This is a genomic window from Microbacterium sp. Se63.02b (genome assembly GCF_014171575.1).
Taxonomy (GTDB): domain Bacteria; phylum Actinomycetota; class Actinomycetes; order Actinomycetales; family Microbacteriaceae; genus Microbacterium.
Map to the genome: position 1 here is coordinate 1,342,231 of NZ_CP050453.1, position 24,000 is coordinate 1,366,230.

The 24,000-nt window shown below is 70.4% G+C and carries 18 protein-coding genes and 5 pseudogenes; 11 read left to right on the plus strand and 12 right to left on the minus strand.

Going from position 1 to position 24,000, the window contains the following annotated elements:
* Positions 1-199: 199 nt before the first annotated feature.
* Positions 200-1,660 (minus strand): MFS transporter, encoded by a 1,461-nt coding sequence (locus G4G29_RS06645; protein WP_183152238.1) that lies wholly within the window; start codon positions 1,658-1,660, stop codon positions 200-202.
* A gap of 129 nt (positions 1,661-1,789) precedes the next feature.
* Between G4G29_RS06645 and G4G29_RS06650 the strand changes: the two genes are divergently transcribed.
* Both G4G29_RS06650 and G4G29_RS06655 read left to right on the plus strand, forming a co-directional pair.
* The gene (locus G4G29_RS06650; RefSeq protein ID WP_183152239.1) at positions 1,790-2,287 is read left to right on the plus strand and encodes a YfcE family phosphodiesterase; all 498 of its coding nucleotides are present in this window, start codon (positions 1,790-1,792) and stop codon (positions 2,285-2,287) included.
* Positions 2,287-2,799 carry a GAF domain-containing protein gene (locus G4G29_RS06655; protein ID WP_183152240.1) on the plus strand — a complete coding sequence of 171 codons (513 nt, stop codon included), beginning with the start codon at positions 2,287-2,289 and terminating at the stop codon, positions 2,797-2,799. Before G4G29_RS06650 ends, G4G29_RS06655 begins: the two co-directional genes overlap by 1 nt.
* Before the next feature lie 42 nt (positions 2,800-2,841).
* Here the strand turns inward: G4G29_RS06655 and G4G29_RS06660 are convergent, their stop codons facing one another.
* From G4G29_RS06660 to G4G29_RS06690, 7 genes and pseudogenes are all read right to left on the minus strand, one after another.
* The gene (locus tag G4G29_RS06660) at positions 2,842-3,201 is read right to left on the minus strand and encodes a Fe-S protein (RefSeq protein ID WP_183152241.1); all 360 of its coding nucleotides are present in this window, start codon (positions 3,199-3,201) and stop codon (positions 2,842-2,844) included.
* A gap of 53 nt (positions 3,202-3,254) precedes the next feature.
* A complete protein-coding gene (gene ribH, locus G4G29_RS06665) occupies positions 3,255-3,728 on the minus strand; it encodes a 6,7-dimethyl-8-ribityllumazine synthase (protein ID WP_183152242.1) in 474 nt (157 codons plus the stop codon).
* Positions 3,725-4,993, minus strand: coding sequence for a GTP cyclohydrolase II (ribA, locus tag G4G29_RS06670; protein ID WP_183152243.1), 1,269 nt, complete (start codon positions 4,991-4,993; stop codon positions 3,725-3,727). The genes ribH and ribA overlap by 4 nt, the downstream gene beginning before the upstream one ends.
* Positions 4,990-5,618: pseudogene (locus G4G29_RS06675) on the minus strand (riboflavin synthase). The gene ribA and the pseudogene G4G29_RS06675 overlap by 4 nt, the downstream one beginning before the upstream one ends.
* Positions 5,618-6,664, minus strand: a complete 1,047-nt coding sequence (ribD, locus tag G4G29_RS06680; RefSeq protein ID WP_183152244.1) for a bifunctional diaminohydroxyphosphoribosylaminopyrimidine deaminase/5-amino-6-(5-phosphoribosylamino)uracil reductase RibD — start codon at positions 6,662-6,664, stop codon at positions 5,618-5,620. Before ribD ends, G4G29_RS06675 begins: the two are co-directional and overlap by 1 nt.
* A gap of 265 nt (positions 6,665-6,929) precedes the next feature.
* Positions 6,930-7,793, minus strand: coding sequence for an Fpg/Nei family DNA glycosylase (locus tag G4G29_RS06685; protein ID WP_183152245.1), 864 nt, complete (start codon positions 7,791-7,793; stop codon positions 6,930-6,932).
* A 67-nt stretch (positions 7,794-7,860) separates the two neighbouring features.
* Positions 7,861-8,424, minus strand: coding sequence for a GNAT family N-acetyltransferase (locus G4G29_RS06690; protein WP_183152246.1), 564 nt, complete (start codon positions 8,422-8,424; stop codon positions 7,861-7,863).
* Between the two features lie 57 nt (positions 8,425-8,481).
* On the opposite strand from G4G29_RS06690, the pseudogene mfd reads away from it, so the two are divergent.
* Positions 8,482-12,067, plus strand: a pseudogene (gene mfd / locus G4G29_RS06695) (transcription-repair coupling factor).
* A 34-nt stretch (positions 12,068-12,101) separates the two neighbouring features.
* Positions 12,102-12,716 (plus strand): gamma carbonic anhydrase family protein, encoded by a 615-nt coding sequence (locus tag G4G29_RS06700; protein WP_183152247.1) that lies wholly within the window; start codon positions 12,102-12,104, stop codon positions 12,714-12,716.
* A gap of 114 nt (positions 12,717-12,830) precedes the next feature.
* Here the strand turns inward: G4G29_RS06700 and gdhA are convergent, their stop codons facing one another.
* Together gdhA and G4G29_RS06710 are read right to left on the minus strand one after the other, a co-directional pair.
* The gene (gdhA, locus tag G4G29_RS06705) at positions 12,831-14,198 is read right to left on the minus strand and encodes an NADP-specific glutamate dehydrogenase (RefSeq protein ID WP_183152248.1); all 1,368 of its coding nucleotides are present in this window, start codon (positions 14,196-14,198) and stop codon (positions 12,831-12,833) included.
* 133 nt (positions 14,199-14,331) lie between these two features.
* Positions 14,332-17,025 carry a phosphoenolpyruvate carboxylase gene (locus tag G4G29_RS06710; RefSeq protein WP_183152249.1) on the minus strand — a complete coding sequence of 898 codons (2,694 nt, stop codon included), beginning with the start codon at positions 17,023-17,025 and terminating at the stop codon, positions 14,332-14,334.
* A 40-nt stretch (positions 17,026-17,065) separates the two neighbouring features.
* Between G4G29_RS06710 and G4G29_RS23370 the strand changes: the two genes are divergently transcribed.
* The 6 genes and pseudogenes from G4G29_RS23370 to G4G29_RS06730 all read left to right on the plus strand — a co-directional run bounded on the left by G4G29_RS23370 (position 17,066) and on the right by G4G29_RS06730 (position 21,321).
* Positions 17,066-17,749, plus strand: coding sequence for a Na+/H+ antiporter NhaA (locus G4G29_RS23370; protein ID WP_274601222.1), 684 nt, complete (start codon positions 17,066-17,068; stop codon positions 17,747-17,749).
* Between the two features lie 11 nt (positions 17,750-17,760).
* On the plus strand, positions 17,761-18,303 hold the full coding sequence (locus tag G4G29_RS23375; RefSeq protein ID WP_274601223.1) for a Na+/H+ antiporter NhaA: 543 nt from the start codon (positions 17,761-17,763) through the stop codon (positions 18,301-18,303).
* A 99-nt stretch (positions 18,304-18,402) separates the two neighbouring features.
* Positions 18,403-19,007: pseudogene (locus tag G4G29_RS06720) on the plus strand (MazG nucleotide pyrophosphohydrolase domain-containing protein).
* 69 nt (positions 19,008-19,076) lie between these two features.
* Positions 19,077-20,328 (plus strand): annotated as a pseudogene (gene hisS / locus G4G29_RS06725) (histidine--tRNA ligase).
* Positions 20,329-20,515: 187 nt separating this feature from the next.
* On the plus strand, positions 20,516-20,722 hold the full coding sequence (locus G4G29_RS21580; protein ID WP_244632672.1) for a hypothetical protein: 207 nt from the start codon (positions 20,516-20,518) through the stop codon (positions 20,720-20,722).
* Complete coding sequence (locus G4G29_RS06730; RefSeq protein WP_244632658.1) at positions 20,719-21,321, plus strand: SGNH/GDSL hydrolase family protein; 603 nt, start codon at positions 20,719-20,721, stop codon at positions 21,319-21,321. Before G4G29_RS21580 ends, G4G29_RS06730 begins: the two co-directional genes overlap by 4 nt.
* Here G4G29_RS06730 and G4G29_RS06735 read toward each other — a convergent pair.
* Complete coding sequence (locus tag G4G29_RS06735; protein ID WP_183152250.1) at positions 21,290-21,856, minus strand: VOC family protein; 567 nt, start codon at positions 21,854-21,856, stop codon at positions 21,290-21,292. The two genes, G4G29_RS06730 and G4G29_RS06735, sit on opposite strands and share 32 nt — an antisense overlap.
* Before the next feature lie 62 nt (positions 21,857-21,918).
* Here G4G29_RS06735 and G4G29_RS06740 point away from each other — a divergent pair, with 62 nt between their 5' ends.
* Positions 21,919-22,707: a helix-turn-helix domain-containing protein gene (locus G4G29_RS06740; protein ID WP_183152251.1), complete on the plus strand. Its 789-nt coding sequence runs from the start codon at positions 21,919-21,921 to the stop codon at positions 22,705-22,707.
* 2 nt (positions 22,708-22,709) lie between these two features.
* Here G4G29_RS06740 and G4G29_RS06745 read toward each other — a convergent pair.
* Positions 22,710-23,938 (minus strand): annotated as a pseudogene (locus tag G4G29_RS06745) (APC family permease).
* Positions 23,939-24,000: the final 62 nt, after the last annotated feature.

The window sequence follows — 24,000 nt, forward strand, 5'->3', positions numbered from 1 at the left end:
CCCCCGCAGTTCGGAGGGGATCCGCGCAGGGGAGGGTGGATACGAGGGAACTGTCCTCCCGAGTGCGGATACCCTCCGAACTGCGCTCCGAACTGCGCTCCGAACTGCGCTCCGAACTGCGCTCCGAACTGCGAGCCGCGCCACATGCCGCCACATGGCCGCGGGCGAACCACACGCCGCGGGCGCGGCCCGCGGCGGCCTAGAGTTCGACGGCTGCCGCGAGGCCGAGGTCGTCCTCGTAGTCGTGATCCTTCGTCTCGGGGGTGAAGACCAGCGCGATGAAGGTCAGCACGCCCATCGCCGACAGGTACAGGCCCACCAGCCACGGCGCGCCGCCCGCTGCTTCCCACAGCTTCAACGCGATCAGGGGAGCCACCGCCGCACCGAGGATCGACGACACGTTGTACGCGATGGCCGAACCGGTGTAACGGACGTTCGTCGGGAACAGTTCGGGCAGCAGCGCCCCCATGGGCCCGAAGGTCGCTCCCATCAGCATGAAGCCGAACACCAGGAACGCCTGCACCAGTGCACCCGTGAACTTCGGGTCGACGGCCGGCAGCAGGAAGGTGTTGAACGAGAGGCCGAAGACGACGATCAGCCCGGTGACCCAGAGCAGGAGCTTGCGTCGGCCGATGGCGTCGGCGATCGGGCCGGAGAGCAGCGTGAAGAGGCCGAAGAACACGACGCCGATGATCTGCATCAGGACGAAGTCCGTGTAGCCGAAGCCGAGACCGGGGTAGAACTGTGCGGCGAAGGCGTCGGGGTCGAAGGCCTTGCCCGTCGCTTCCGCGGCAGCCCTGGCCGCAGCGGACGCGGTCTCGAGATCCGCGGCTTTGGTGCCGTAGGTGAGCGTGAAGTTCGTCATCAGGTAGAACAGCACGTACGTCGCGAGCATGATGAAGGTGCCGAGGATCAGCTGCTTCCAGTGGTGGCGGAAGACCGTCGCGAGGGGCAGCTTGCGGATCGTGCCCTTGGTCTCGGCCTTCTTGAAGGTCTCGGACTCCACGAGCTTGAGCCGGACCCACAGGCCGATGATGACCATGACGGCGGAGAACAGGAACGGGATGCGCCATCCCCAGGCGAGGAACGCCTCGGACTTCAGGATCGGGCTCTCGGGGTGCGGCAGCAGCCAGTTGATCGCGAGGAACAGTCCGTTCGCGATGATGAAGCCGAGCGGCGCACCGAGCTGCGGGAAGGAGCCGTACCAGGCGCGCTTGCCCTTGGGGGCGTTCTCTGTGGCCACCAGGGCCGCACCCGACCATTCGCCACCCAGCGCGAAGCCCTGTGCGAGCCGCAGCAGCAGCAGGAGCAGCGGTGCCACCCAGTTGATCTGCTGGAACGTGGGAAGCAGGCCGATCAGGAATGTGGCGATGCCCATCGTGAGCAGCGAGGCGACAAGCGTGGCCTTGCGGCCGAACTTGTCGCCGAAGTGCCCGAACACGACGGCGCCGATCGGTCGCGCGACCATCGCGGCGCCGAACACCGCGAAGGAGGAGAGGAGCGAGGCGGTGTCATTGTCGCTGGGGAAGAACAGCGTCGGGAACACGAGCACGGCCGCCGTCGCGTAGACGTAGAAGTCGTAGAACTCGATCGTCGTGCCGACGAGGCTCGCAGTGATGACGCGCGAACGGGGGTTCGCTGGCGCAGTGGCAGTACTCATCTCTCATCTCCGTTCAGCCCTGGTATACCAAGGCACCCGGGTGAGTTTACGCCTTCCTGAGTGTTTGCTGTGCGCAGCCACCGACTCCGCCCGCGCGTAGAGTCGGGTGCGACCGGGAGGGGACGTGCGATGACGACACGGATGCTGCTGTTGGCCGACACTCACGTTCCTGCGCGGGCGCGACGGCTTCCCGACGCGGTGCTGCGCGCCGTGGACGAGGCGGATCTGGTCGTGCACGCCGGGGACTGGATCGACGAGGCGACGCTCGACCTGCTCGAGGCGCGCTCACGGCGGCTGTGCGCCGTCTACGGCAACAACGACGGGGAGGGCCTCCGCGCACGACTGTCGGAGGTCGCGATGCTGCGGGTCGAAGACGTCGAGATGGCGGTGATCCACGAGACCGGTCAGGCCTCAGGACGCGAGACGCGCATGGACGCGAGGTTCCCCGACACCGATCTGCTCGTGTTCGGGCACTCGCACATCCCGTGGGACTCGGTCTCACCAGCGGGGATGCGCCTGGTGAACCCCGGGTCGCCGACCGATCGGCGCCGGCAGCCGGTGTGCACCATGATGACGGTCCTGATCGACGGCGACCGCGTGGATGCGGCGCTCGTTCCGGTGCTGTGATGGTGCGAGGAGAGCTCGCCGCAGAGGATGCCCCCGTCTTCCGGGCTCCGATGCGCTCGCGAGACGACGGGGTCGCCGCGGGGGCAGCGGTCGAACGGGCGCTCACGCTCGGCGTGTGCGGAGTGGGCGGTCGCCTGGAGCGCGTTCCCTCATCGATCAGGGAGGCCCTCGCCGCGGTGGATGCGCGTCACGGCGAACGCCTGGCCCGACGGCTCGAGAGGTTCGCCGCCGCACCGGATGGCGCATTCGTGTGGACGCGTGACGCCGAGGGGCTGCTGTGGCTCGGTCGCCTGGCCGGCGCATGGCGTTACGATCCCTCGGCGGCCGCGCAGGCGGTCGATCTCGTCCATGTGCGCCCGTGTGCGTGGGGCGAGGCGCCGATCGACGCGTCGGAGGTTCCTGCCGCGGTGCGCGCGACCTTCGCCCGCGGCGGCCGAAACTGGCAGCGCGTCCACGACTCGGAGGTCTCCACCCGGTCAGCCGCGCTCTGGAAGGAGTGCGCCGGCGGTTAGCGCGCCACCGTCATCCGGCGCAGGCGACCGGCGGCGACGGGCTCAGCGCCAGATCGCGGCGATGCCCGCGTTGACTGCGGTGAGGATGCCGACCAGCCAGAACATCGCGGGCGGGATCGTGCCGGTCTTGCGCTGGCGTCCCGCTCCGATGCCGAGCAGGGCACCGATCACGAGCAGGATCACGAGCTTCGTGCCGATCTTGGCGTAGTTCATCTCCACGCCTTCGGGCAGACCCCACGGTGCAGCCAGAGCGAGACCGGCGATCGCGGCGATCGTCATGCCGATGCTCATCAGCCGGGTGAACTCCCGCTTGCCCCCGAAGGCCTGCACGGCCCACGCGCCGAAGAGCACGGCGAAGCCGATCAGGTGGACGAACAGCACGATGTGGCGGAGGGTCTCCATGCCCTCACCGTACGAGGATCGAGCAGCTCTGCGCTAGCAAGGGCAGGCTGACCTCAACCGCGCAGCTGCCTGATCACGAGCGCCGTGCGAAGCGCCGCGTCCGCGGCTTCGGCTCCCTTGTCCTCCTTGGACCCCTCGAGCCCGGCGCGGTCGAGTCCCTGCTGCTCGTCGTCGAGGGTGAGCAGGCCGAAACCGACCGGCCTGCCTGCGTCGAGCGAGACGCGGGTCAGCCCGTCCGTCGCCGCGGCGGACACGTACTCGAAGTGCGGGGTGCCGCCGCGGATGATCACGCCGAGGGCGACGACGGCGTCGGCTCCGCCGGCGAAGGCGGCCTGCGCGGCGACAGCGAGTTCGAACGATCCCGGCACACGCACGAGCCGATGCGTGGCCTGTGCCGCGTCCAGGACGCGTTCTGCGCCGGCGATGAGCCCGTTCGAGATCGTCTCGTGCCAGGTGCCGGCGATGATCACGACGTTCAGCCCGCGTCCGTCGATGTCGCCCGTCTGGGGTGCTCCTGCGCCGCTCATCTCTCGTCCTTTCCGTGGGCGAGCGCCTGTGCGAGCTCCGCTTCGCCGATGATGTGACCCATCCGGTCACGCTTGGTCTCCAGGTACTGGTGGTTGTTGGGCCCCACACCGACGATCAGCGGCACCTGCTCGATGACGTCGAGGCCGAGTTCGCGGAGCTGCTGCACCTTGTCGGTGTTGTTGGTCAGCAGCCGCACGCTCGACACGCCAAGGTCGGCGAGGATCCCCGCCGCGGCGGCGTAGTCGCGGGCGTCCGCAGGGAGGCCGAGTGCGAGGTTGGCGTCGACCGTGTCGAGGCCCTCCTCCTGCAGGCTGTAGGCGCGGAGCTTGTTGATGAGCCCGATCCCTCGCCCTTCGTGTCCGCGCATGTAGATGACCACGCCGCCCTCCTGCTCGATCGCGTCGAGGGCCGAGTCCAGCTGCGGGCCGCACTCGCACTTCAGCGAGCCGAATGCCTCGCCCGTCAGGCATTCGGAGTGCACGCGCACGAGCGCGGTCTCGCCGAGCTCACCCGAGACCACGGCGATGTGATCGGTGCCCGTGACGCGGTCCTTGTAGGCGAGGAAGCGGAACACCCCGTGCGTCGTCGGCACGGTGGCATCGGCGCGCAGGCTCACTCGACGCCCGCGGTGTGCGGTCGGTGTCGCGTCTTCGGGGTCGATCTCGTTCAGGTGAGCGATCAACTGCTCGATCGTGATCACCGGAACGCCATCGCGGGCTCCCAGCTCCTGCAGACCGGGAAGACGCATCATGCTGCCGTCCTCGGCCACGACCTCCGCGATCGCGCCGACCGGGCGCAGGCCGGCCAGCTTCATGAGTTCGACGGCCGCCTCGGTATGACCGCTGCGCTCGCGTACACCGCCGTCGACCGCACGCAGGGGCAGCACATGCCCAGGGCGGATGATGCTGGTCGCGGTCGATTCCGCGTTCGCCAGCACGTTGAGCGTGTGCGCGCGGTCGCCGGCGCTGATGCCGGTGGTGACGCCCTCAGCGGCATCGACGCTCACGGTGTACGCGGTCGAACGGGCATCCTCGCTCGCGGCCACCATGGGCGGCAGGTTCAGATGGTCGGCGAGGTCGGCCGGCATGGGAGCGCAGATGAAACCCGAAGACCAGCGCACCGTCCAGGCCACCCACTCGGGGGTCGCCAATTCGGCCGAGAGCACGACGTCGCCCTCGTTCTCGCGGTTCTCGTCGTCGGCGACGAGCACGGGGCGCCCGGCGCGCAGTGCGTCGAGGGCCTCGGGGATGGTGGAAAGGCTCATCGCGAGCCTCCTTCCGGTGCGGTGCGGAACGCGAGCAGACGCTCGACGTGCCGCGCGAGGATGTCGGTCTCCAGGTTCACGCGATCTCCGACGGCGCGGATGCCGAGGGTCGTCGCGGCGAGCGTCTCCGGGATCAGCGAGATCTCGAACCAGGGGAGGGGTCTGCGGGCGCGCTGACGGCGCTCACGGTCAGCGAGGTGCCGTCGACCGAGATCGAGCCCTTGTCGACGACGAGCGGGGCGAGGTCGCCGGGCAGACTGATGCGCAGCACGCTCCACTGCGCGCCGGGGCGCACCTCGAGCACCTCGCCGACGCCGTCGACGTGGCCCTGGACGATGTGCCCGCCCAGTCGCGCCCCGACCGGCATCGCCTTCTCGATGTTCACACGGGTGCCGACCGTTGCGGAGCCGATCGCGGCGACGTCGAGAGTCTGCTTCATCACATCGGCGTCGAACGTGTCAGCGGTCGAGTCGACCACCGTGAGGCACACGCCGGAGACCGCGATGGATTCGCCGTGCACGGCATCCGCCGCCGCACGCGGTGCGCGCACGGTCAGGCGCCAGCCGTCGCCCGCGGGCGCGATGGCGGTGATCTCGCCCATCTCCTCGATGATTCCGGTGAACATCAGGCGGCTCCTTCGTCCGTGGGGGTGTCGTGGGGTTGTGCGGGCCGCGCGATCGCCAGCAGGTCGGGTCCGAGGGGGACCCACTCCTCGATCGTCAGGCGACGTGCGTCGGTGATGGATGCCACCCCGATGTCGGTGAGCGCCAGGCGGTCGCCGCCGAGGAGCACCGGAGCGAGGTACGCGAGCACACGGTCGGCGAGTCCCGCTTCGATGAAGGCGCTCGCGAGGGTCGGGCCGCCTTCGACGAAGAGGCTCTGGATGCCGCGGGCGTGCAGGTCGGCCATGACGGCGTGCAGGTCGTGCGTGTCGAAGAACAGCGGGGAGTGCGGGTGCCGGCGCACCGCGGCGTCGGTCGGAGCCGGACGTGAACCGATGACCACGGGGATCGGCTGGTGCTGGTGCAGCGCGTCGCCGTCGCGGGCGGTGAGAGCCGGGTCGTCGGCGAGCACGGTGCCGGTTCCGACGGCGATCGCGTCGGCCTCTGCCCGGCGGCGGTGCACGTCTGCGCGGGCGGCTGGTCCGGTGATCCACTGACTCGAACCGTCGGCCGCCGCGGCGCGGCCGTCGAGGCTCTGCGCCCACTTGACCGTCACCTGCGGGCGTCCGAGTCGCTGCGCTGTGAGCCAGCCGTCGATCAGAGCGTGCGCGGCGGATGCCTGCTCACCGGCCTCCACCTCGACGCCCGCGGCGCGAAGACGCTCGGCGCCCCCGCCCGAAGCGGCCCCCGGATCGTCGAGGGCGTACACGACGCGGGCGATGCCTGCTTCGATCAGCGCGACGGCGCACGGTCCGGTGCGCCCGGTGTGGTTGCACGGCTCAAGGGTCACGACCGCCGTGGCTCCTCGTGCGTCGCCGGGAGCGAGCTTCGACAGGGCGTCGACCTCGGCGTGTGGGGTGCCGGCGCCGTGGTGCCAGCCCTCGGCGAGCACCGTGCCGTCGGGGGAGAGGAGGACCGCGCCGACCTGCGGGTTCGCCCCGCGTGGTCCTCGGACGGCGAGCTGGAGCGCGCGATCCATCGCGTCACGCTCTGCCGCGTTCACTGCCATCCGTCGTCCTCCTCTGAGGCTCCGGAGCGGACAGGGGTGGCGGAACGGACGCATGCATGCGCCTCGTGCTGCCTCCCTTCCGGACTAGCGAGGTCTCCCTCGCATCACCGTCGGTCCCGGAATTCCACCGGATCGGCATCCCGATCTCTCGAGACGCTCGCGGACTGTCACCGCCGGTTCGGATTCTCACCGACCCCGGAGCACGTGTTGCTCTGAGTGTACTCAACGCGTCCGTGCACATTTCATTCCGCGACGGTGACGATCGTCACTTCAGCAGACGCGAGAGCCGCCGATCGGCGAGCACCTTGCCGCCCGTCTGGCAGGTGGGGCAGTACTCGAGAGAGCGATCGGCGAAGAACACGCTGCGGATCGTGTCTCCGCACACGGGACAGGTCTCGCCGCGGCGCGCGTGCACCTGCATCCCTCGGCGCTTGGCATCTTTGAGATCGGCGGGGGGCTTGCCCGACGCCTCGGCGACCGCTTCGGTCAGGGTCTCGCGCATGGCCTCGAAGAGGCGATCGACCTCGGCGTCGTCGAGCTTCCCGGCGATCGCGTACGGCGACATCCGCGCCGCGTGCAGGATCTCGTCGGAGTAGGCGTTGCCGATCCCGGCGATGACCCCCTGGTCGCGCAGCAGGCCCTTGATCTGCATCCGCCGATCGTCCAGCAGGGCGGAGAAGGCGTCGCGGGTGAAGGCGGGGTCGAGCGGGTCGGGGCCGAGCCGTGCGATTCCCGGAACCTCCTGCGGATCCCGCACCACGTACACGGCCAGCGACTTCTTGGTGCCGGCCTCCGTGAGGTCGAACCCGCTGTCGTCGTCGAGTGCGATGCGCAGTGCTATCGGCGACTTGCCTGGTTTGATCAGGGTCGTCGGCAGATTCTCGTACCAGCGCAGCCATCCGGCTTTCGCGAGGTGGAACACGAGGTGCAGATCGTCGCCGCAGGAGAGGACCACGAACTTGCCGAGACGCGCGGATGCGGTGATCGTGGCGCCCTGCAGCGCGCTGATCGGCGGATCGTAGGTCTTGAGCGCGGCGATGGCCGCGACGCTCGCGCGGGTGATCGTGCGCCCGACGGCGCGCTCGGCGAGGAAGGCGGTCAGCCCCTGGACTTCCGGCATCTCCGGCATGCCCTCATCCTGTCATCGGCGTCGGACACTGTCACGCGGTGCCCGCACACCGATCGACCGGACCTCGTCAGAGCACGGGCCAGTCGACCGGCGTGCGGTCGTCGTCGGGCAGCAGCCCCGCGATCCAGCCGTCATCCCGGCCGCGCGGACTCGTGAGGGCCTGACGCTGCAGACCCTCGTAGCAGAAGCCGAGGGCACGGGCGGCCCGCGCGGAGGGGACGTTCCCCGCCACGGCCTGCCAGCGGATGCGGACGAGGCCGAACTCGGCGAAGCCCCAGTCGATGACCGCCCTGGCCGCCTCCCCGAGGTAGCCCTTGCCTCGAGCGCTCGGCGTGATCCAGAAGCCGAGTTCGGCGTCGGGACCGGTGAAGTGCTCGCCCACGTTGTGCAGGCCGATCATGCCGACCAGTTCGTCGTCCGCGCGAATGCCCCACACGGTCTCGGAGCCTTCCGCCCACTGATGAGCGACCAGGCGCACGAACGTCTCGGCGTCTCCGCGGCCGTACGGCCTCGGCACCGTCGTCCAGCGCTGGATCTCCGGATCCTGGCACGCATCCGTGATCGCGTCGACGTCGGCTGCCGTCGGCGCGCGCAGCACGAGTCGTCCGGTGGTGAGGGTGACGGAATCCATCAGATCAGCCTAAAGGCGCGCGGCCGGAGTGTCGGTGGGCGCGACTAGTCTTGTCCGGTGACTGTTCCGGGGATTCTGCGCGCCTTGGAAGAGGCGTCTCTGTACCGTGACGCCCTCCAGTGGGCGCACACCGACGCCGACCTGGGCCTGGTCGACGGCCTCGATGCGCCGGCCCTCGCCGGTCTCCTCGAGAAGAGGGCGAACGGCGGCCATCCTGCGGCGCTCCTCGCCGTCGTCCCCACGGGGCGCCGGGCCGAGAGCCTCGCCGTGGCGATGGAGTCGTACCTGCCCGAGGCCGAGGTCCTCACCTTCCCCGCGTGGGAGACGCTGCCGCACGAGCGGCTCAGCCCGAGCCCCGACACGGTGGGGCACCGTCTGCAGACGCTGCGCCGGATCGCCGAGTGGTCGGGCGAGCATCCGCTCGTGGTGGTCGCCTCCGTGCGGGCCGCGCTGCAGCCGATCGCGGGCAACCTCGGCGAGATCGCGCCGCTCGAACTCGCCGCGGGCAGCCGGGGCCATGAGCTCGACCGGGTCGTCGAACAGCTGGTAGAGCGCGCGTACTCCCGTGTCGACATGGTCTCGCGCCGCGGTGAGTTCGCGGTGCGCGGCGGCATCCTCGACGTCTTCCCCGCGGTATCGGAGCATCCGTTCCGCGTCGAGTTCTTCGGCGACGAGATCGACCAGATCCGCGCGTTCTCCGTCGCCGATCAGCGGTCGCTTCCCGGCGATGTCCCCGGTGTCGATCTCCTCCGAGCCGCGAGCTGCTCCTCACACCGGACGTCCGCGAGCGTGCGCGTGCGCTCGTCGGCGGTTTCCCGGCCATCGCCGGCATGCTCGAGAAGATGGCCGAGGGCATCCCGGTCGAGGGTATGGAGTCGCTGCTGCCCGCCGTGGCAGGACCGCTGAAGTCGCTCGCCGAGTACCTGCCGGCGGGGAGCGCGACGGCCGTGGTCGATCCCGATCGCTCCACCGCCAGGGCGATCACGCTCGGCGACACCAACCGGGAGTTCCTCGATGCCGCGTGGAGCGCAGCCACGTCGGGTGCCTCGGCTCCCATCGACCTGGGCGCCGGCGACTTCCTGACCATCGACGCGCTCCGCGACGTCGTGCGCGAGCGCGGCGGCGTGTGGTGGCGGGTGAGCCCGTTCGGCATCAGCCTCGGCGACGGCGACGCAGCCTCGGATGAAGACGCCGCGAACGCCGCCGCGTCGGTGATCCCGTCTTTCCACGGCAACGTCGACGGGGCGATCTCCTTCGTCGAGGCCAAGACGACCGCCGGATGGCGGGTCGTCGTGATCGCCGCCGGCCACGGGCTCGTCGACCGGGCGCGCGACGTGCTCTCCGACCGCGGCCTCGCGGCCCGCGTGGTCGATGCGGTGACCGATGCGCCGGACGCCGGGGTCGTCACCCTCGTCACCGGCTCGGTCGAGGCCGGCTTCCAGGTGCCGGAGGCGAAGCTCGCGGTCCTCACCGACAACGAGTTCTACGGGCGGACGATCGGCGGCGATCAGCGCGTCGTCAAGAAGCTGGCGTCGCGACGCAAGAACGTCGTCGACCCGCTGCAGCTCAAGCAGGGCGACTTCGTCGTGCACGCGACCCACGGCATCGGGCGATTCGTGGAGATGACGCAGCGCGAGGTGTCGACGGGCGGCCGGAACGCCACGAAGTCGGTGCGCGACTACCTGGTGCTCGAGTACGCACCCTCCAAGCGCGGGTACCCGGGCGACAAGCTGTTCGTGCCGACGGATCAGCTCGATTCCCTGTCGAAGTACGTCGGAGGGGAAGCGCCGACACTGTCGAAGATGGGCGGCAGCGATTGGGCGCAGGCCAAGGGCAAGGCCCGCAAGGCCGTCCGCGACATCGCCGTCGAACTCGTCAAGCTGTACTCGGCGCGGATGAGTGCGAAGGGGCACGCGTTCGGTCCCGACACCCCGTGGCAGCGCGAGTTGGAAGAGGCGTTCCCGTTCGCCGAGACGCACGATCAGCTGCAGACGATCGACGAGATCAAGGCGGATATGGAGCGTCCCATCCCGATGGACCGCCTCCTCTCCGGTGACGTCGGCTTCGGCAAGACCGAGGTCGCCGTCCGTGCGGCGTTCAAGGCGATCCAAGACGGCAAGCAGGTCGCGATGCTGGTGCCGACGACGCTGCTCGTCAAACAGCACCTCGAGACGTTCACGGAGCGTTTCGCGGGATTCCCCGTGAAGGTGCGCCCCCTCTCGCGCTTCCAGACCGACAAGGAGGCGCGCCTCACGCTGCAGGGACTCCTCGACGGCACGGTCGACATGGTGATCGGAACCCACCGCATCCTCACGGATCAGGTCCTCTTCAAAGACCTGGGACTCATGATCATCGACGAGGAGCAGCGGTTCGGCGTCGAGCACAAGGACGCGCTCAAGAAGATGAAGACCAATGTCGACATCCTCGCCATGAGCGCCACCCCGATCCCGCGCACGCTCGAGATGGCGGTGACCGGCATCCGCGAGATGTCGACCCTCGCGACGCCGCCCGAGGACCGGCATCCGATCCTCTCGTTCGTCGGACCCCGCAGCGACAAGCAGATCGCCGCCGCGATCCGCCGGGAGATCCTCCGAGAGGGGCAGGTCTTCTTCGTGCACAACCGGGTGCAGTCGATCCAGCGTGTCGCCGCGCAGCTCGCCGAACTGGTGCCGGAGGCGCGCATCGCCGTGGCGCACGGGCAGATGGGCGAGCACTCCCTCGAGCAGGTCGTCGATGATTTCTGGGAGCGCAAGTTCGACGTCCTCGTCTCGACGACGATCATCGAGACCGGCCTCGACATCTCGAACGCCAACACGATCATCATCGACCGCGCCGACAAGTACGGCCTGAGTCAGCTGCACCAGCTCCGAGGCCGGGTCGGCCGTGGCCGCGAGCGTGCCTACGCGTATTTCCTGTACGACGAGATGAAGCCCCTGTCGGAGACGGCCGCCGACCGTCTGCAGACGATCGCGGTGAACAACGAGCTCGGATCGGGCATGCAGGTGGCGCTCAAGGACCTCGAGCTGCGTGGTGCGGGGAACATGCTCGGCGCGGAGCAGGCAGGGCACATCGCGGGCGTGGGCTTCGACCTGTACCTGCGCATGATCGGTGAGGCCGTGGCGACGTTCCGCGGAGAGGAGGTCGAGACCGGTCAGGAGCTGCGGCTCGAACTCCCGCTCGACGCTCGCATCCCGGAGGACTACATCGACAGCGAGCGGTTGCGTCTCGAGGCGTATCAGAAGCTGTCGGCCGCTTCCGCGGCGACCGCCAAGGACGGGGCGATCGACCTGGTCGTCGACGAGCTCGTCGACCGTTACGGCGCACCGCCGGCGGAGGTCGAGGGCTGCTCGCGATCGCGCGGCTGCGACGGCGCGCCGCACGGGCGGGCCTCACCGACGTGGTCGCCATGGGGTCGAACCTCCGCATCGCCCCGGCGCATCTCGAGGACTCGATCAAGGTGCGGCTGCAGCGGCTCTACCCGAAGGCGAAGCTCGTCTCCGGGGGCGAGGCGCTCGTCGTGCCGATGCCGACCGTCGCCTCAGCCGTCGGCGTGGGGGTCGAGCCGCTCCCTGACGCCGAGCTGCTGGAGTGGGTCGCGCAGCTGTTCACCGCGATCTTCCCCGAACCCGTCAAGGTCGAGTAGCGCACCGCGGCAGCGGCGGGACTAGTCTGGCCGCATGTTGTACGAGCACCTCGGGGCTCGCCCCCGCATCCATGACACCGCCGTCATCGCCCCCACCGCCGTCATCTCCGGCGACGTGGAGGTGGGGCCGGGGTGCCAGGTGCTGCACGGTGCCGTGATCACGGCCGAGGGCGGCCCGATCACTCTCGGGGCGCATGTGATCGTGATGGAGAACGCGCTGATCCGTGCGACCGCCGCGAATGCCGTGCACATCGGCGCTCACACCCTGGTCGGGACCCTCGCGAGCATCGCCGGGGCGACCGTGGGCGAGGAGGTGTTCTTCGCGTCCGGTGCCCGCGTCTTCAACGGAGCTCTGGTGGGCGACCGCTGCGAGGTGCGCGTCAACGCGATCGTGCATCGCCGCGCCGTGCTGCCGGAGGGCACCGTCGTGCCGATCGGATGGGTCGCGGTCGGCGACCCCGTGCAGCTGCTCTCACCCGACCGCGACGACGAGATCGCGGCCGCACAACCGGAACTCGATTTCCCCGGGCACGTGTTCGGCGTCGACCGCGACACACCCGACCTGATGGTGCAGCTCACCGAGCGCTATGGCAGCTCCCTCGCCCGTCACGCCCACGATCGCCCGCTCCCCGACCGCCCCGCCCGCTGAGACCTCTCGCCGTCCCTTCCCGCGAGGGGTCGAGACACGCTCTGTCCTCGTGCGGACGCGCGGCGTGTCATGCCCCTCACGCGAGGAGCGCGCGCGAGCGATGGCGAGTCCGGGTCAGATGACGCCCTGGGCGAGCATCGCGGCGGCGACGCGCTCGAAGCCGGCGATGTTGGCGCCGGCGACGTAGTCTCCGCCGACGCCGTGACGCTCTGCCGCATCGAAGGCGGCGTCGTGGATGTCGGCCATGATCTCGCGCAGCTTGTTCTCGCTGTCGGCGAAGGTCCAGCGCTGGCGGGAGGCGTTCTGGCTCATCTCCAGCGCGGAGGTCGCGACGCCGCCGGCGTTGGCGGCCTTGCCGGGGGCGAACAGCACGCCGGCCTTCTGGAAGGCCTCGACGGCCTCGGGCACGCAGGGCATGTTCGCGCCCTCCGACACGGCACGGACACCGTTCGCGATCAACGCCTCGGCGTCGGCGAGGGCGACCTCGTTCTGCGTCGCCGACGGCACGGCGATGTCGACCGGGACCTCCCAGACGCTGCCGCCTTCGACGAAGCGGGCGCCCGGACGGCGGTTCGCGTACTCGACGATGCGGGCGCGCTCGACCTCCTTGAGCTGGCGGAGCAGATCCACGTCGATGCCGGCGTCGTCGACGACGTAGCCGGAGGAGTCGGATGCCGTCACCGCGGTCGCACCGAGCTGGGTGGCCTTCTGGATCGCGTAGATCGCCACGTTGCCCGAGCCGGAGATGCCGACGCGCTTGCCGGTGAGGGAGTCGTTGTGCACTGCGAGCATCTCCTGCGCGAAGAACACCGCACCGTACCCGGTGGCCTCTGTGCGCACCTCCGCACCGCCCCAACCGGTGCCCTTGCCGGTGAACATGCCCGACTCGTGACGGTTGGTGACCTTGCGGTACTGGCCGAAGAGGTAGCCGATCTCGCGGCCGCCGACGCCGATGTCGCCCGCGGGGACGTCGGTGTGCTCGCCGAGGTGGCGGTAGAGCTCGTTCATGAACGACTGGCAGAAGCGCATGACCTCGGCGTCGGACTTGCCGTGCGGATCGAAGTCGGAGCCGCCCTTGCCGCCGCCGATGCCCTGACCGGTCAGTGCGTTCTTGAAGATCTGCTCGAAGCCGAGGAACTTGATGATCGACAGGTTCACCGAGGGGTGGAACCGCAGCCCGCCCTTGTAGGGTCCGAGCACGGAGGAGAACTGGATGCGGTAGCCGCGGTTGACCTGCAGCTTTCCGGAGTCGTCGATCCACGGCACCCGGAAGAGGATCTGGCGCTCGGGCTCGACGAGGCGTTCGAGGATGCCGCCGTCGACGTACTCTGGCCGCTGCTCCAGGACGGGCGCGATGGAGTGCAGCACCTCGTGGACGGCCTGGTGGAACTCCGGCTCGTACGGGCTGCGGGTCAGCACCGTGTCGAAGACGGGCTGCACGGAGGCGGCGAGCGGGTGGAAGTCAGCAGTCGTAGCGGTCACGCGGGAGTGGCTTTCTGGTGGGGGATGGTGGTGCAGGCGATCGTGTCGCGTGAGGCTTCGCCGGAGTCGGCGCGAGATTTCACTCTAGCGGCGGCCGAATGCGGGTCACGCACGCGGCCGCACGGTATGCCGGTCATCCGGTGTTCTGGAGCCCCGCCGCGACGCCGCTGACCGAGAGCAGGAGCAGCCGCTGCTGCTCGCCGTCGGCGCCCGAACCCGTCGGTCCGTCTGTCGCGGAGCGCAGCGCCCGGAGCGCACGGAGCTGCAGGAGCGACAGCGCGTCGACATAGGGGCTTCGCAACTGCACGGCGCGCTGGAGGACGGGCTTGTTCTCCAACAGGCCCTCGCCGCCGGTGAGGCGGATCACCCAGCGCCGCGTGACCGCGAGCTCGTCCAGCACGAGCTGAGCCAGATCGTCGCGGTCGCCGAGAGCCAGGTACTGGCGGGCGATGCGCTCGTCGGTCTTGGCGAGGCTCATGGCCACGTTGTCGATCATGGTGCGCAGCAGCGGCCACTCGCGATACGCCTCGGTGAGAAGCTCCGCGTCGCCGACGGCGTCGAGCGCTGTACCGAGCCCGAACCATCCGGCGAGGTTGATCCGCGCCTGCGTCCACGCGAACACCCAGGGGATCGCGCGCAGATCTTCGAGCGACTCCACTGAGAGCCCGCGGCGGGCCGGACGCGAGCCGAGCGCGAGCAGCCCGATCTCCTCCAGCGGCGTCACGGTGGCGAACCAGGGCGCGAACCCCTCCGCCTTGACCAGCGAGAAGAAGCGCTCGCGGGAGGCGGCGTCCATGATCGAGGCGACCTCGGCGTAGCGCTCGGCCGCGCGGCTGGTGCGTGCCTCCTCGGTGGGCGACGACGCGAGCAGGGTCGCCGCGGCGACCTGATCGATGTGCCGCATCGCGATCGCGGGCTCGCCGTAACGGGCGAAGATGACCTCACCCTGCTCGGTGAGCTTGAAGCGGCCGTCGACCGAGTGCGGCGGCTGCGCGAGGATCGCGGAGTTCGCGGGGCCGCCACCGCGGCCGAGAGCACCGCCCCGACCGTGGAAGAGGGTCAGTTCGATGCGGGACTCCTGCGCCCAGCGTGCGATCTTCTCCTGCGCCTCGTACAGGGCCAGGTTCGCCGCGACAGGGCCGACGTCCTTCGACGAGTCCGAGTAGCCGAGCATGACCTCGAGGCGGTTGCCGGTCGCGGCCATGCGCTCGCGGAACTCCGGGAACGTCACCGCCTCCGCGAGGATGCCGGGAGCGGCCTGCAGGTCGGCGAAGGTCTCGAACAGCGGGACCACGTCGAGCACGGGCGCATCGTCGCCGAGCGCATAGCGGGCCAGGCGATGGACGTTGGCGAGATCGGATGCGGCCTGGGTGAACGACACCACGTACCGCCCGGCCGCGCGTGAACCACGGTCGCGCTGGATCTCCGCGATCGCGCGGAACACCTCCAGCACCTCCTCGGTCTGCGCGCTGATGGCCTCGCCCGCGTCGAGCTCGGCCAGTGCCTTCGCATGCACCTGCGAGTGCTGACGCACCTCGAGCTCGGTGAGGTGGAAGCCGTACGTCTCGACCTGCCAGATCAGATGCTGCACGCCGCCGAACGCGTGACGCGTGGCTCCGGCATCCGCGAGCGACGACTGCACGGCACGCAGATCGGCGAGCAGCTCTTCCGGGCGTGTGTATCCCCGTTCGGCGTCACCGCGTCGAGTGGCGGCGACCCGACGCGCCAGCACGAGGAGCACGCGGCGATGCGGCTCGTCGGGGGAGCGGGTGGCGAGGTCCGCTGCCAGGTCGGACTCGGTGGCGGCGAACCGCTCCCACAGGGAGACGACCGCGGCACTGGGCGGTGTGTCGTCGGCGGCGAGCGTCAGCGTACGGCCGATGCGGTCGATGGCACGTTCGAGACCTCGCAGCACATGGTCGGCCGCGATCTGCGACGCCTCCCTGGTCACGGACGCCGTGACGAACGGGTTGCCGTCCCGGTCGCCGCCCACCCAGGAGCCGATGCGGACGAACGCGGGGACGATCGGGGCACTGGCGCCCGAGTCCTCGCCACGCAGGGCATCGTCGATGCGGCGGTACACGTGCGGCACCGTCGTGAAGAGCGTCTCGTCGAACACTCCCATCACGGTGCGCACCTCGTCGGTCGGGGAGGGCTTCTGCGACCGCAGCGGCGCCGTGCGCCAGAGCGTGTCGATCTCCTCCAGCATCCGTCGGCGCGCGCGGTGCTCCTCGGCACCGCCGGTGCTCGCCGCGTCGTGCTGGGTCAGGAGTTCGGAGAGACGGCGGATGCTGGACGAGACCGCGCGGCGCCGGGCCTCGGTCGGATGCGCGGTGAACACGGGGTGGAAGCGCAGACCGTCCAGGCGACGGCGCGCCTCTTCCGGGCCGACCTCGGTGCGCAGACGCGCGTAGGCGGTGGCGACCGTGTCCGCGGCGTCCTCCCGCCCCGGCTGTCCCGCTCGCTCGCGGAGCACGCGCACGCGCTGATGCTCCTCGGCGAGGTTCACCAGGTGGAAGTAGCAGGTGAAGGCGCGAGCGACCTCGTCGGCCCGAGCGACCGTGAACGATTCGGCGATCGCCGCTGCGCGCTCGAACGCGTCGGACGTCTCGTCCTCGTAGGCCTGGATGGTCGCGAGGCGCAGGCGCTCGACATCGTCGAAGAGGTCTTCGCCGCCGGCCTCGCGCAGCACCTGGCCGAGCAGCTGGCCGAGCATGCGGACGTCGGTGCGCATGGCATCGGGGATGCCCTGGCCTGCTTCGAAGCGGCCGATCACACGGATCGCCTCGGTGTTCGTCGGCTCGGAAAAAGAATGTGCGGGGGTCACTCCTCGAGAGTATCCCGCGTCGCGGGGGAGTCCTGCACGCATGACGCACGAGGGCGTCCCGCGCGGATCGATGGCGACCGCGGCGACGAGTCCCGACCTACGATGGAAGGGATGCGCATCTCAGCGAACCCTCCGCGGGCAGCAGTTCCCCGCTGTCCTCCTCCTCGTCGCCGCAGGGCTCGGTCTCCTGTTCGCGAACCTGCCGACGCACGACGGCCTCGCGGCGTTCCTCGACTTCCACATCGCGGTACCCGGCACCGATCTCGACCTGTCGATCGCGCACTGGGTGTCGGACGGGCTCCTCGCGGTCTTCTTCCTCGTCGTCGCCATCGAGCTGCGCCACGAGCTGACCCACGGTGAACTCGACTCGCCGCGCAAGGCCGTGCAGCCCGCGATCGCTGCGAGCGGGGGCGTGCTCGTGCCGATCGCGGTGTACCTGCTGATCGCCGGCGGCGACCCGTCGACGGCCTCCGGGTGGCCGATCCCCACAGCCACCGACATCGCCTTCGCCCTCGGCGTGCTGGCGATGTTCGGCCGGGGCCTGCCCTCGCGTGTCCGGGTGTTCCTGCTCGCCCTCGCCATCCTCGACGACATCATCGGCATCATCTTCATCGCGGTCCTCTTCGCCGGCGACGTGCAGTGGTTGCAGCTCGGTCTCGCCATCGTCGGCGTCGCGGCGTTCTGGGCGCTCAGCCGCCTCCTGCACGCGAAGGGGCACCGCTGATCGCGGTCGCGATGGCCGTGGTCGGTGTCGTCACCTGGGGTCTGGTCGCCTCGTCGGGTATCCACGCCACGATCGCCGGGGTGATGCTGGGGCTCGTGATGTCCCCGGTGCCGGCCGGACGCACCCGTCATGCGCTCGAACCCACCGTGAACGGCGCGATCCTGCCGATCTTCGCCTTCGTCGCGGCTTTCGTCGTGATCCCCGCGCTCTCGCCCACGCAGTTGTCGCCCGCGTTCTGGGCCATCGTCGTCGCGCTTCCGGTGGGCAAGATCATCGGCATCTCGCTGTTCGGCTGGCTCGCGATGCGGATCCGTCCGAAAGGTGCGGAGCCCGCCCTGCCGTTCGCCGACATCCTCGCGGCCGGCACGCTCGGCGGCATCGGCTTCACGGTGTCCCTGCTGCTGGCGAACCTGGCCTTCGCGAGCGACGGCGGGATCCGCGACCAGGCGATCCTCGGCGTCCTGGTCGGCTCGTTGATCGCGCTCGTCCTCTCCGCTTTCGTCGTGTCGCTGCGGGCGCGCTGGTACCGTCGGGTGGCATCCGCCTCCTCGTGAGCGCGTGACCCGGATCCCGATCACCGAGGAGGACGCGTGAGCTCGCAGCCCGAGAATCGTGCGGATGCGGATGATCCGCTCCGCATCGCCGCCGACACCATGCACGCGGTCCGAGAGCGCTGCGTCTGGTCGCAGCGGATCACGCACCGCGACCTCGTGCCGTATCTGATCGAGGAGTCGCACGAGGTGATCGACGCCGTCGAGGCCGGCACCCGCGACGACCTTCGCGAGGAACTCGGCGATCTGCTCTGGCAGGTGCTGTTCCATGCGGCGATCGCGGCGCAGGACCCGGACGACCCGTTCGACATCGACGATGTGGCCCGCACGCTGACCGAGAAGATGGTGCGTCGGCATCCGCACGTCTTCGCCGGCGAGGTCGCCGAGACCCCGGAGCAGGTGCTGGTGCACTGGAACGCGGCGAAGGCAGCCGAGAAGCGGACCCGCAGCAGCGTCCTCGACGGCGTGCCGCGGGGATGCCCGCCCTCGCGCTCGCACAGAAGCTCGCCGGGCGCGCGGCGGGAGCCGGTGTGGCGGTGGCTCCGGTTCCGTCGTCGGCGGCGCCGGAGTCCGAGGCCGAGCTGGGAGAGGCGCTGCTGGCTCTGGTCTCGACCGCGCGGGCTCGGGGCTGGGATGCGGAGCGTGCTCTGCGCGAGCGGCTGCGCGTGCTGGAAGACGACGTGCGCGCCGCCGAAGCCGCATCCTGACGCTCGGCGCGACGGCACCGGCCGACCTGGGAAGATGGACGGGTGGCTACTGTGAACCCGCCGCGCGGCATGCGCGACATCCTCCCCCGCCGACAAGGCTCGCCGTGAGCGCGTGCTCTCCGTCATCCGTGAGCGCTACCTCGCGCACGGCTTCGACGAGATCGAGACGCCTGTCGTCGAGGAGTACAGCCGCCTGCACGCCGGCATCGGCGGCGACAACGAGAAGCTGTCGTACAACATCCTGCGCCGGGGCCTCGACGCCGATGCGATCCGTGCCGCCGCCGACGATCCCGCCGCGCTCTCCGATCTCGGGCTGCGCTACGACCTGACGGTGCCGCTCGCGCGTTTCTACGCCAGCAACCGGGCCCAGCTCCCCGCCGTCTTCCGCTCGATCCAGATCGGACCGGTCTGGCGCGCGGAGCGGCCGCAGAAGGGACGCTACCGGCAGTTCGTGCAGTGCGACATCGACATCATGGGCGACGACTCCGCGCGGGCCGAAGCGGAGCTGATGGTCGCCTCGCTCGACGCCGTCGACGCGCTGGGTCTCGAGGGTGCGACGGTGCGCATCAACGACCGGCGGGTGCTCGACTGGATGCTCGACAGCTTCGGATTCAGCGAGGCCGAGCGCCCCGGCGTTCTCATCACGATCGACAAGCTCGACAAGATCGGGCCCGAGGGGGTCGCCGCCGAGCTCCGCGAGCGCAGTGCCTCGACCGCGGCCGCCGATGCGTTCGACGCCTTCCTCCGACGTCCCCAGACCATGGAGTACCACCCGTTCGGCGAGCGGCAGATCCGCAAGGCGCTGCCCGACGGTGCGCCCGCCGAACTCGTCGAGCACCTCGTGGGCATCGGCGAGGCCGTCGCGGCAGGCCGAGGCCAGAGCGACATCCCCCTCGTCTTCGACCCGTTCCTCGTGCGGGGCATGGGCTACTACACGGGCACCATCTTCGAGCTGGCGCACCCCTCGGTCGGATACTCGCTCGGGGGCGGCGGACGCTACGACGGCATGATCGGCCGCTTCCTCGGGCAGCAGGTCCCGGCTGTCGGCTTCTCCCTCGGCTTCGAGCGTCTGGTCGACCTGATCGCCGAGGAGGCCGACGCGGGTGCGCGGGCGGTCGTGCTCATCCACGATGCCGATGTGCCGGTCGCGGAGCTCGTCCGGCACAAGGCCACGCTCATCGCGGGCGGTGCCAGGGTGCGGCTCGAGCGACGCACCAAGAACGTCAAGGCGCTGCTCGAGCGGTCGGCCGCCGACGGCTACACGGCGTTCGCGACCGTCTCCGCCGGAACAGGCGACCTCGAGGTCAAGCCGCTCTCCTGACCCGGCCGGACCGGGCATCTTCCGGACACCCGTCGGGAGGATGCGCGGTTGTCGGGGGACTCGTCGCCGTTCCGTCCGACATGTGTGCGCGCTCCCGACGTGTGCGCGCTCCCGGCGGGGCACCCCGCGAACGCGACCTCGGGCGGGCGTTCACGTCGCGTTCACGGTGGCGGGGTGGAATCGGGGCGTGAGTCGTATCCGCATCCCGGTCGTCGTGGCGCTCGCCGCCGCAGCGGTGCTCGGCGGCATCCGTCTCGTCCTCGTGCAGCAGGCGGCCCTCGCCCGCCGGCGGATCGGGAAGCCGCTGGGGGAGAGTCCCTGGATGCCGATCGTGTCTGGCGGCGCGCCCTCGACGGCGAGCCGCTCGAGCTGCTGCTGCTCGGGGATTCGATAGCCGCGGGCCTCGGCGCCGAACACCGCAAGGAGACACTCGGGGGCCGTCTGGCCAAGGCGGCAGGACGCCGGATGCATCGGCCGGTACGACTGCGCACGGCGGCCGTCGTCGGCGCGGAGTCGCCCGATCTGCCGGGACAGCTCGACACCCTCCCCGGGGAGTACCGCCCGCACGTGGCCGTGATCGTCGTCGGGGGCAACGACGTGACGCATCGGCTGCCGGTGGCACTGTCGGCACAGCATCTGCACGAGACGATCCGGAGGCTCCGAGCGATGGGGGCAGAGGTCGTCGTGGGGACGTGCCCGGACCTCGGTGCGCTGCGTGCGGTGCCGCAGCCGCTCCGTCGGATCGCGTCCAGCCTGTCCCGCCGTCTCTCCGAGATCCAGGACGAGACGGCGCGACGGGCCGACGCCGAGCCGGTCGACCTGCGCCGCGCGGTCGGGCCGATGTTCTTCGACGAGCCGGAGGCCATGTTCAGTCTCGACCGCTTCCACCCGAGCGCGCTGGGCTACCGCCGCACGGCCGAAGCGCTGCTGCCCGCCGTGTGCCGGGCGGCCGAGAGGTCTCTCAGCTCGAGCCGTCTGCCGGTGCCGCGCTGAACGACGCCGCCCACTCCGTCACCCGGCGGCTGCTCTCCTCCTCGGAGATGTCCTCGACGCGGGTCATGACCGACCAGCGCACCCCGAACGGATCACGGATGCTCGCGAAGCGGTCACCCGAGACGAAGGGGGCCGGTGCCTCGCGCACGGTGGCTCCTGCCGCGACGGCCCTCTCCACGACGGCATCGACATCGGAGACGTACAGGCCCATCGAGTAGCAGTCGTCCTCTCCTCCGGGTGCGCGGACGAGGTGGTAATCGGGGTTCGGCTCTCCGAGCTGGAGCAGCCCGAGTCCGAAGTCGAGGTCGGCGTGCGCGACGACGCCGCCGAACTCGGTCACGTCGATGACTCGGGCGCCGAAGACGTCGCGGTAGAAATCGATCGCCTGCTTCGCGTCCGCGATGGCGAGGAAGGGCGTGAGCGAGGTGGCTCCGTTCGGACGGCCGTCGGTCGTGTAACGCCCGTTCGCGCCGGTCGTGGAGGTGGGGTCGTCGTGCTGTCGTCGGTCATGTCGCCACGCTAGGTCGCACGGCATGGCGGCGACTTGAAGATCCGCGACAACCTTCCGATGTCGGTGCGGGCGCCTACGCTGGGCGCATGGTGGACCCCACACGCGGCGTGCTCTATCCGGCGCGGCTTCCGGAGTTCCATCGGCTGCCCGCGCCGGTCGAGGTCGCGGAACTCGTCGCGTGGTTCTGGATCCCGGAGTGGGACATCGATCCTGGCCGCTCCTCGCGGCAGGAGATCGTCGCGTATCCGGCCCTCAACCTCGTCGTCGACGCCGAGACGGTGACCCTGTCGGGAGCGACCACCCGTGCGTCCCACCGCGATCTGCGAGGGAAGGGGTGGGCCGTCGGCGCACTGCTGCGCCCCGCCGCGGTCGCCGCGCTGAGCGACGATCCTTCCTCCCTGGTCGACGGCGAGCGCGTGCTCGTCACCGCCGGGGTGTCCGGCCTGCGAGACGCCGTCGCCGGGGCCATGGCGACCGGTGACGGGCGCCGTGAGCGTGCGGTCGCCGCCTTCGCCCGCTGGCTGGTGGAGCGGGCGGGGCAGGTGGATGCGCCGGCGCGACAGGCGAACGCGCTCATGGAGGTCTTGATGGGAGACGACGCGGCCCTGACTCCGGAGGAGGCCGCGACGCGGCTGGCCGTCTCGGTGCGGACCCTGCAGCGGATGACGCACCGCCATGTCGGTCTCTCGCCGGCCGCGATGATCCGGCGTCGGCGTCTGCAGGAGGCGGCGCAGCGGGTGCGCGACGAGCCGGGGATCGATCTCGCCTCGATCGCCGCCGAACTCGGATATGCCGATCACGCGCATCTCACGCGTGACTTCCGCACGGTGCTCGGCATCGCGCCTCGCGTGTATCGCGCGGAGTCGAACCGCTGACCTCAGGCGTGGGTGAGCCGGAGTCGCAGCATCCGATAGCCCACGCCGAGCAGGACGACGCCGGCGCCGATGCTGGAGGCGAGGATCGGAAGGGTGCTCACCAGCACGAGGCACCCGAGCGCTCCGAGCACCTGGAGAGCGCGGGGGTAGCGGCGCGCAGGCCCTGTCTGCCGGAAAGCTGCCGCGTTCGCGATCAGGTAGTACAGCAGCACGCCGAACGACGAGAATCCGATCGCCCCTCGCAGATCGGCGAGGAGGACGATCGCGATCACGATGACGGCGATCATGATCTCGGCGCGCTGCGGCACGTGGTGGCGCTCGTCGATCGTGGCGAGGAACCTCGGGACGTCGCTCTCCCGTGCCATGGCGAGAGTCGTCCGACCGATCCCGGTCAGCAGGGCCAGCAGCGCGCCCAGCGAGGCGGCGGCGGCGGCCACGCGGACGACCGGAGCCCATGCCGAGGCATCTGCCGCGTCGAGCAGGTCGACCAGCGGCGCTGTCGAGCCGATCGCGTCCCCGCCGAGGACCAGGATGACCGCGATGCCGACGAGCGTGTAGACGACGACCGCGCCAGCGAGGGCGAGGCCGATCGCGCGCGGAATGGTCTTCGCGGGGTCGACCACCTCCTCGCCCATGGTCGCGATGCGCGCGTACCCGGCGAAGGCGAAGAACAGCAGGCCGGCCCCCTGCAGCACACCGTATGCCGTGGCATCGGGCAGCGGCGTCGGTGTCGATGCAGACGCCGCGCCGAACCCGAATCCGACGGCGATCGCGAGGCCGAGCAGCGAGCAGACGACCAGGATGCGGGTGAGCAGCGCCGTGCGAGTGACACCGAAGCAGTTCACCGTGGCGAGCGCGGCGACGGCTGCCACGGCGACCGGCACCTGCCACCCGGCGGGGGCCGCATAGGCGGCGAAGGTCATGGCCATCGCGGCGCAGCTGGCGATCTTGCCGATCACGAAGCTCCACCCGGCCACGAACCCCCACCACGGTCCGATCTCGGCGCGGGCGTATGCGTACGTCCCCCGGCGACGGGATGCACGGCGGCGAGCTGCGCCGATGCGGCGGCGTTGCAGTACGCGACGACGGCGGCGATCGCGAGGGCGATGAGGATGCCGCTTCCGGCGACACCGACCGCCGGTGCCCATACGGCGAACACGCCGGCGCCGATCATGGAGCCGAGACCGATGGCGACGGCATCCCCGAGTGTCAGTCGTCGCGCGAGAGGCATTCCGTCATCGTGGCACGCGGCGGTGAACGGCGGGTGACGCGAGGGCTCGCTCCCCGAGACCG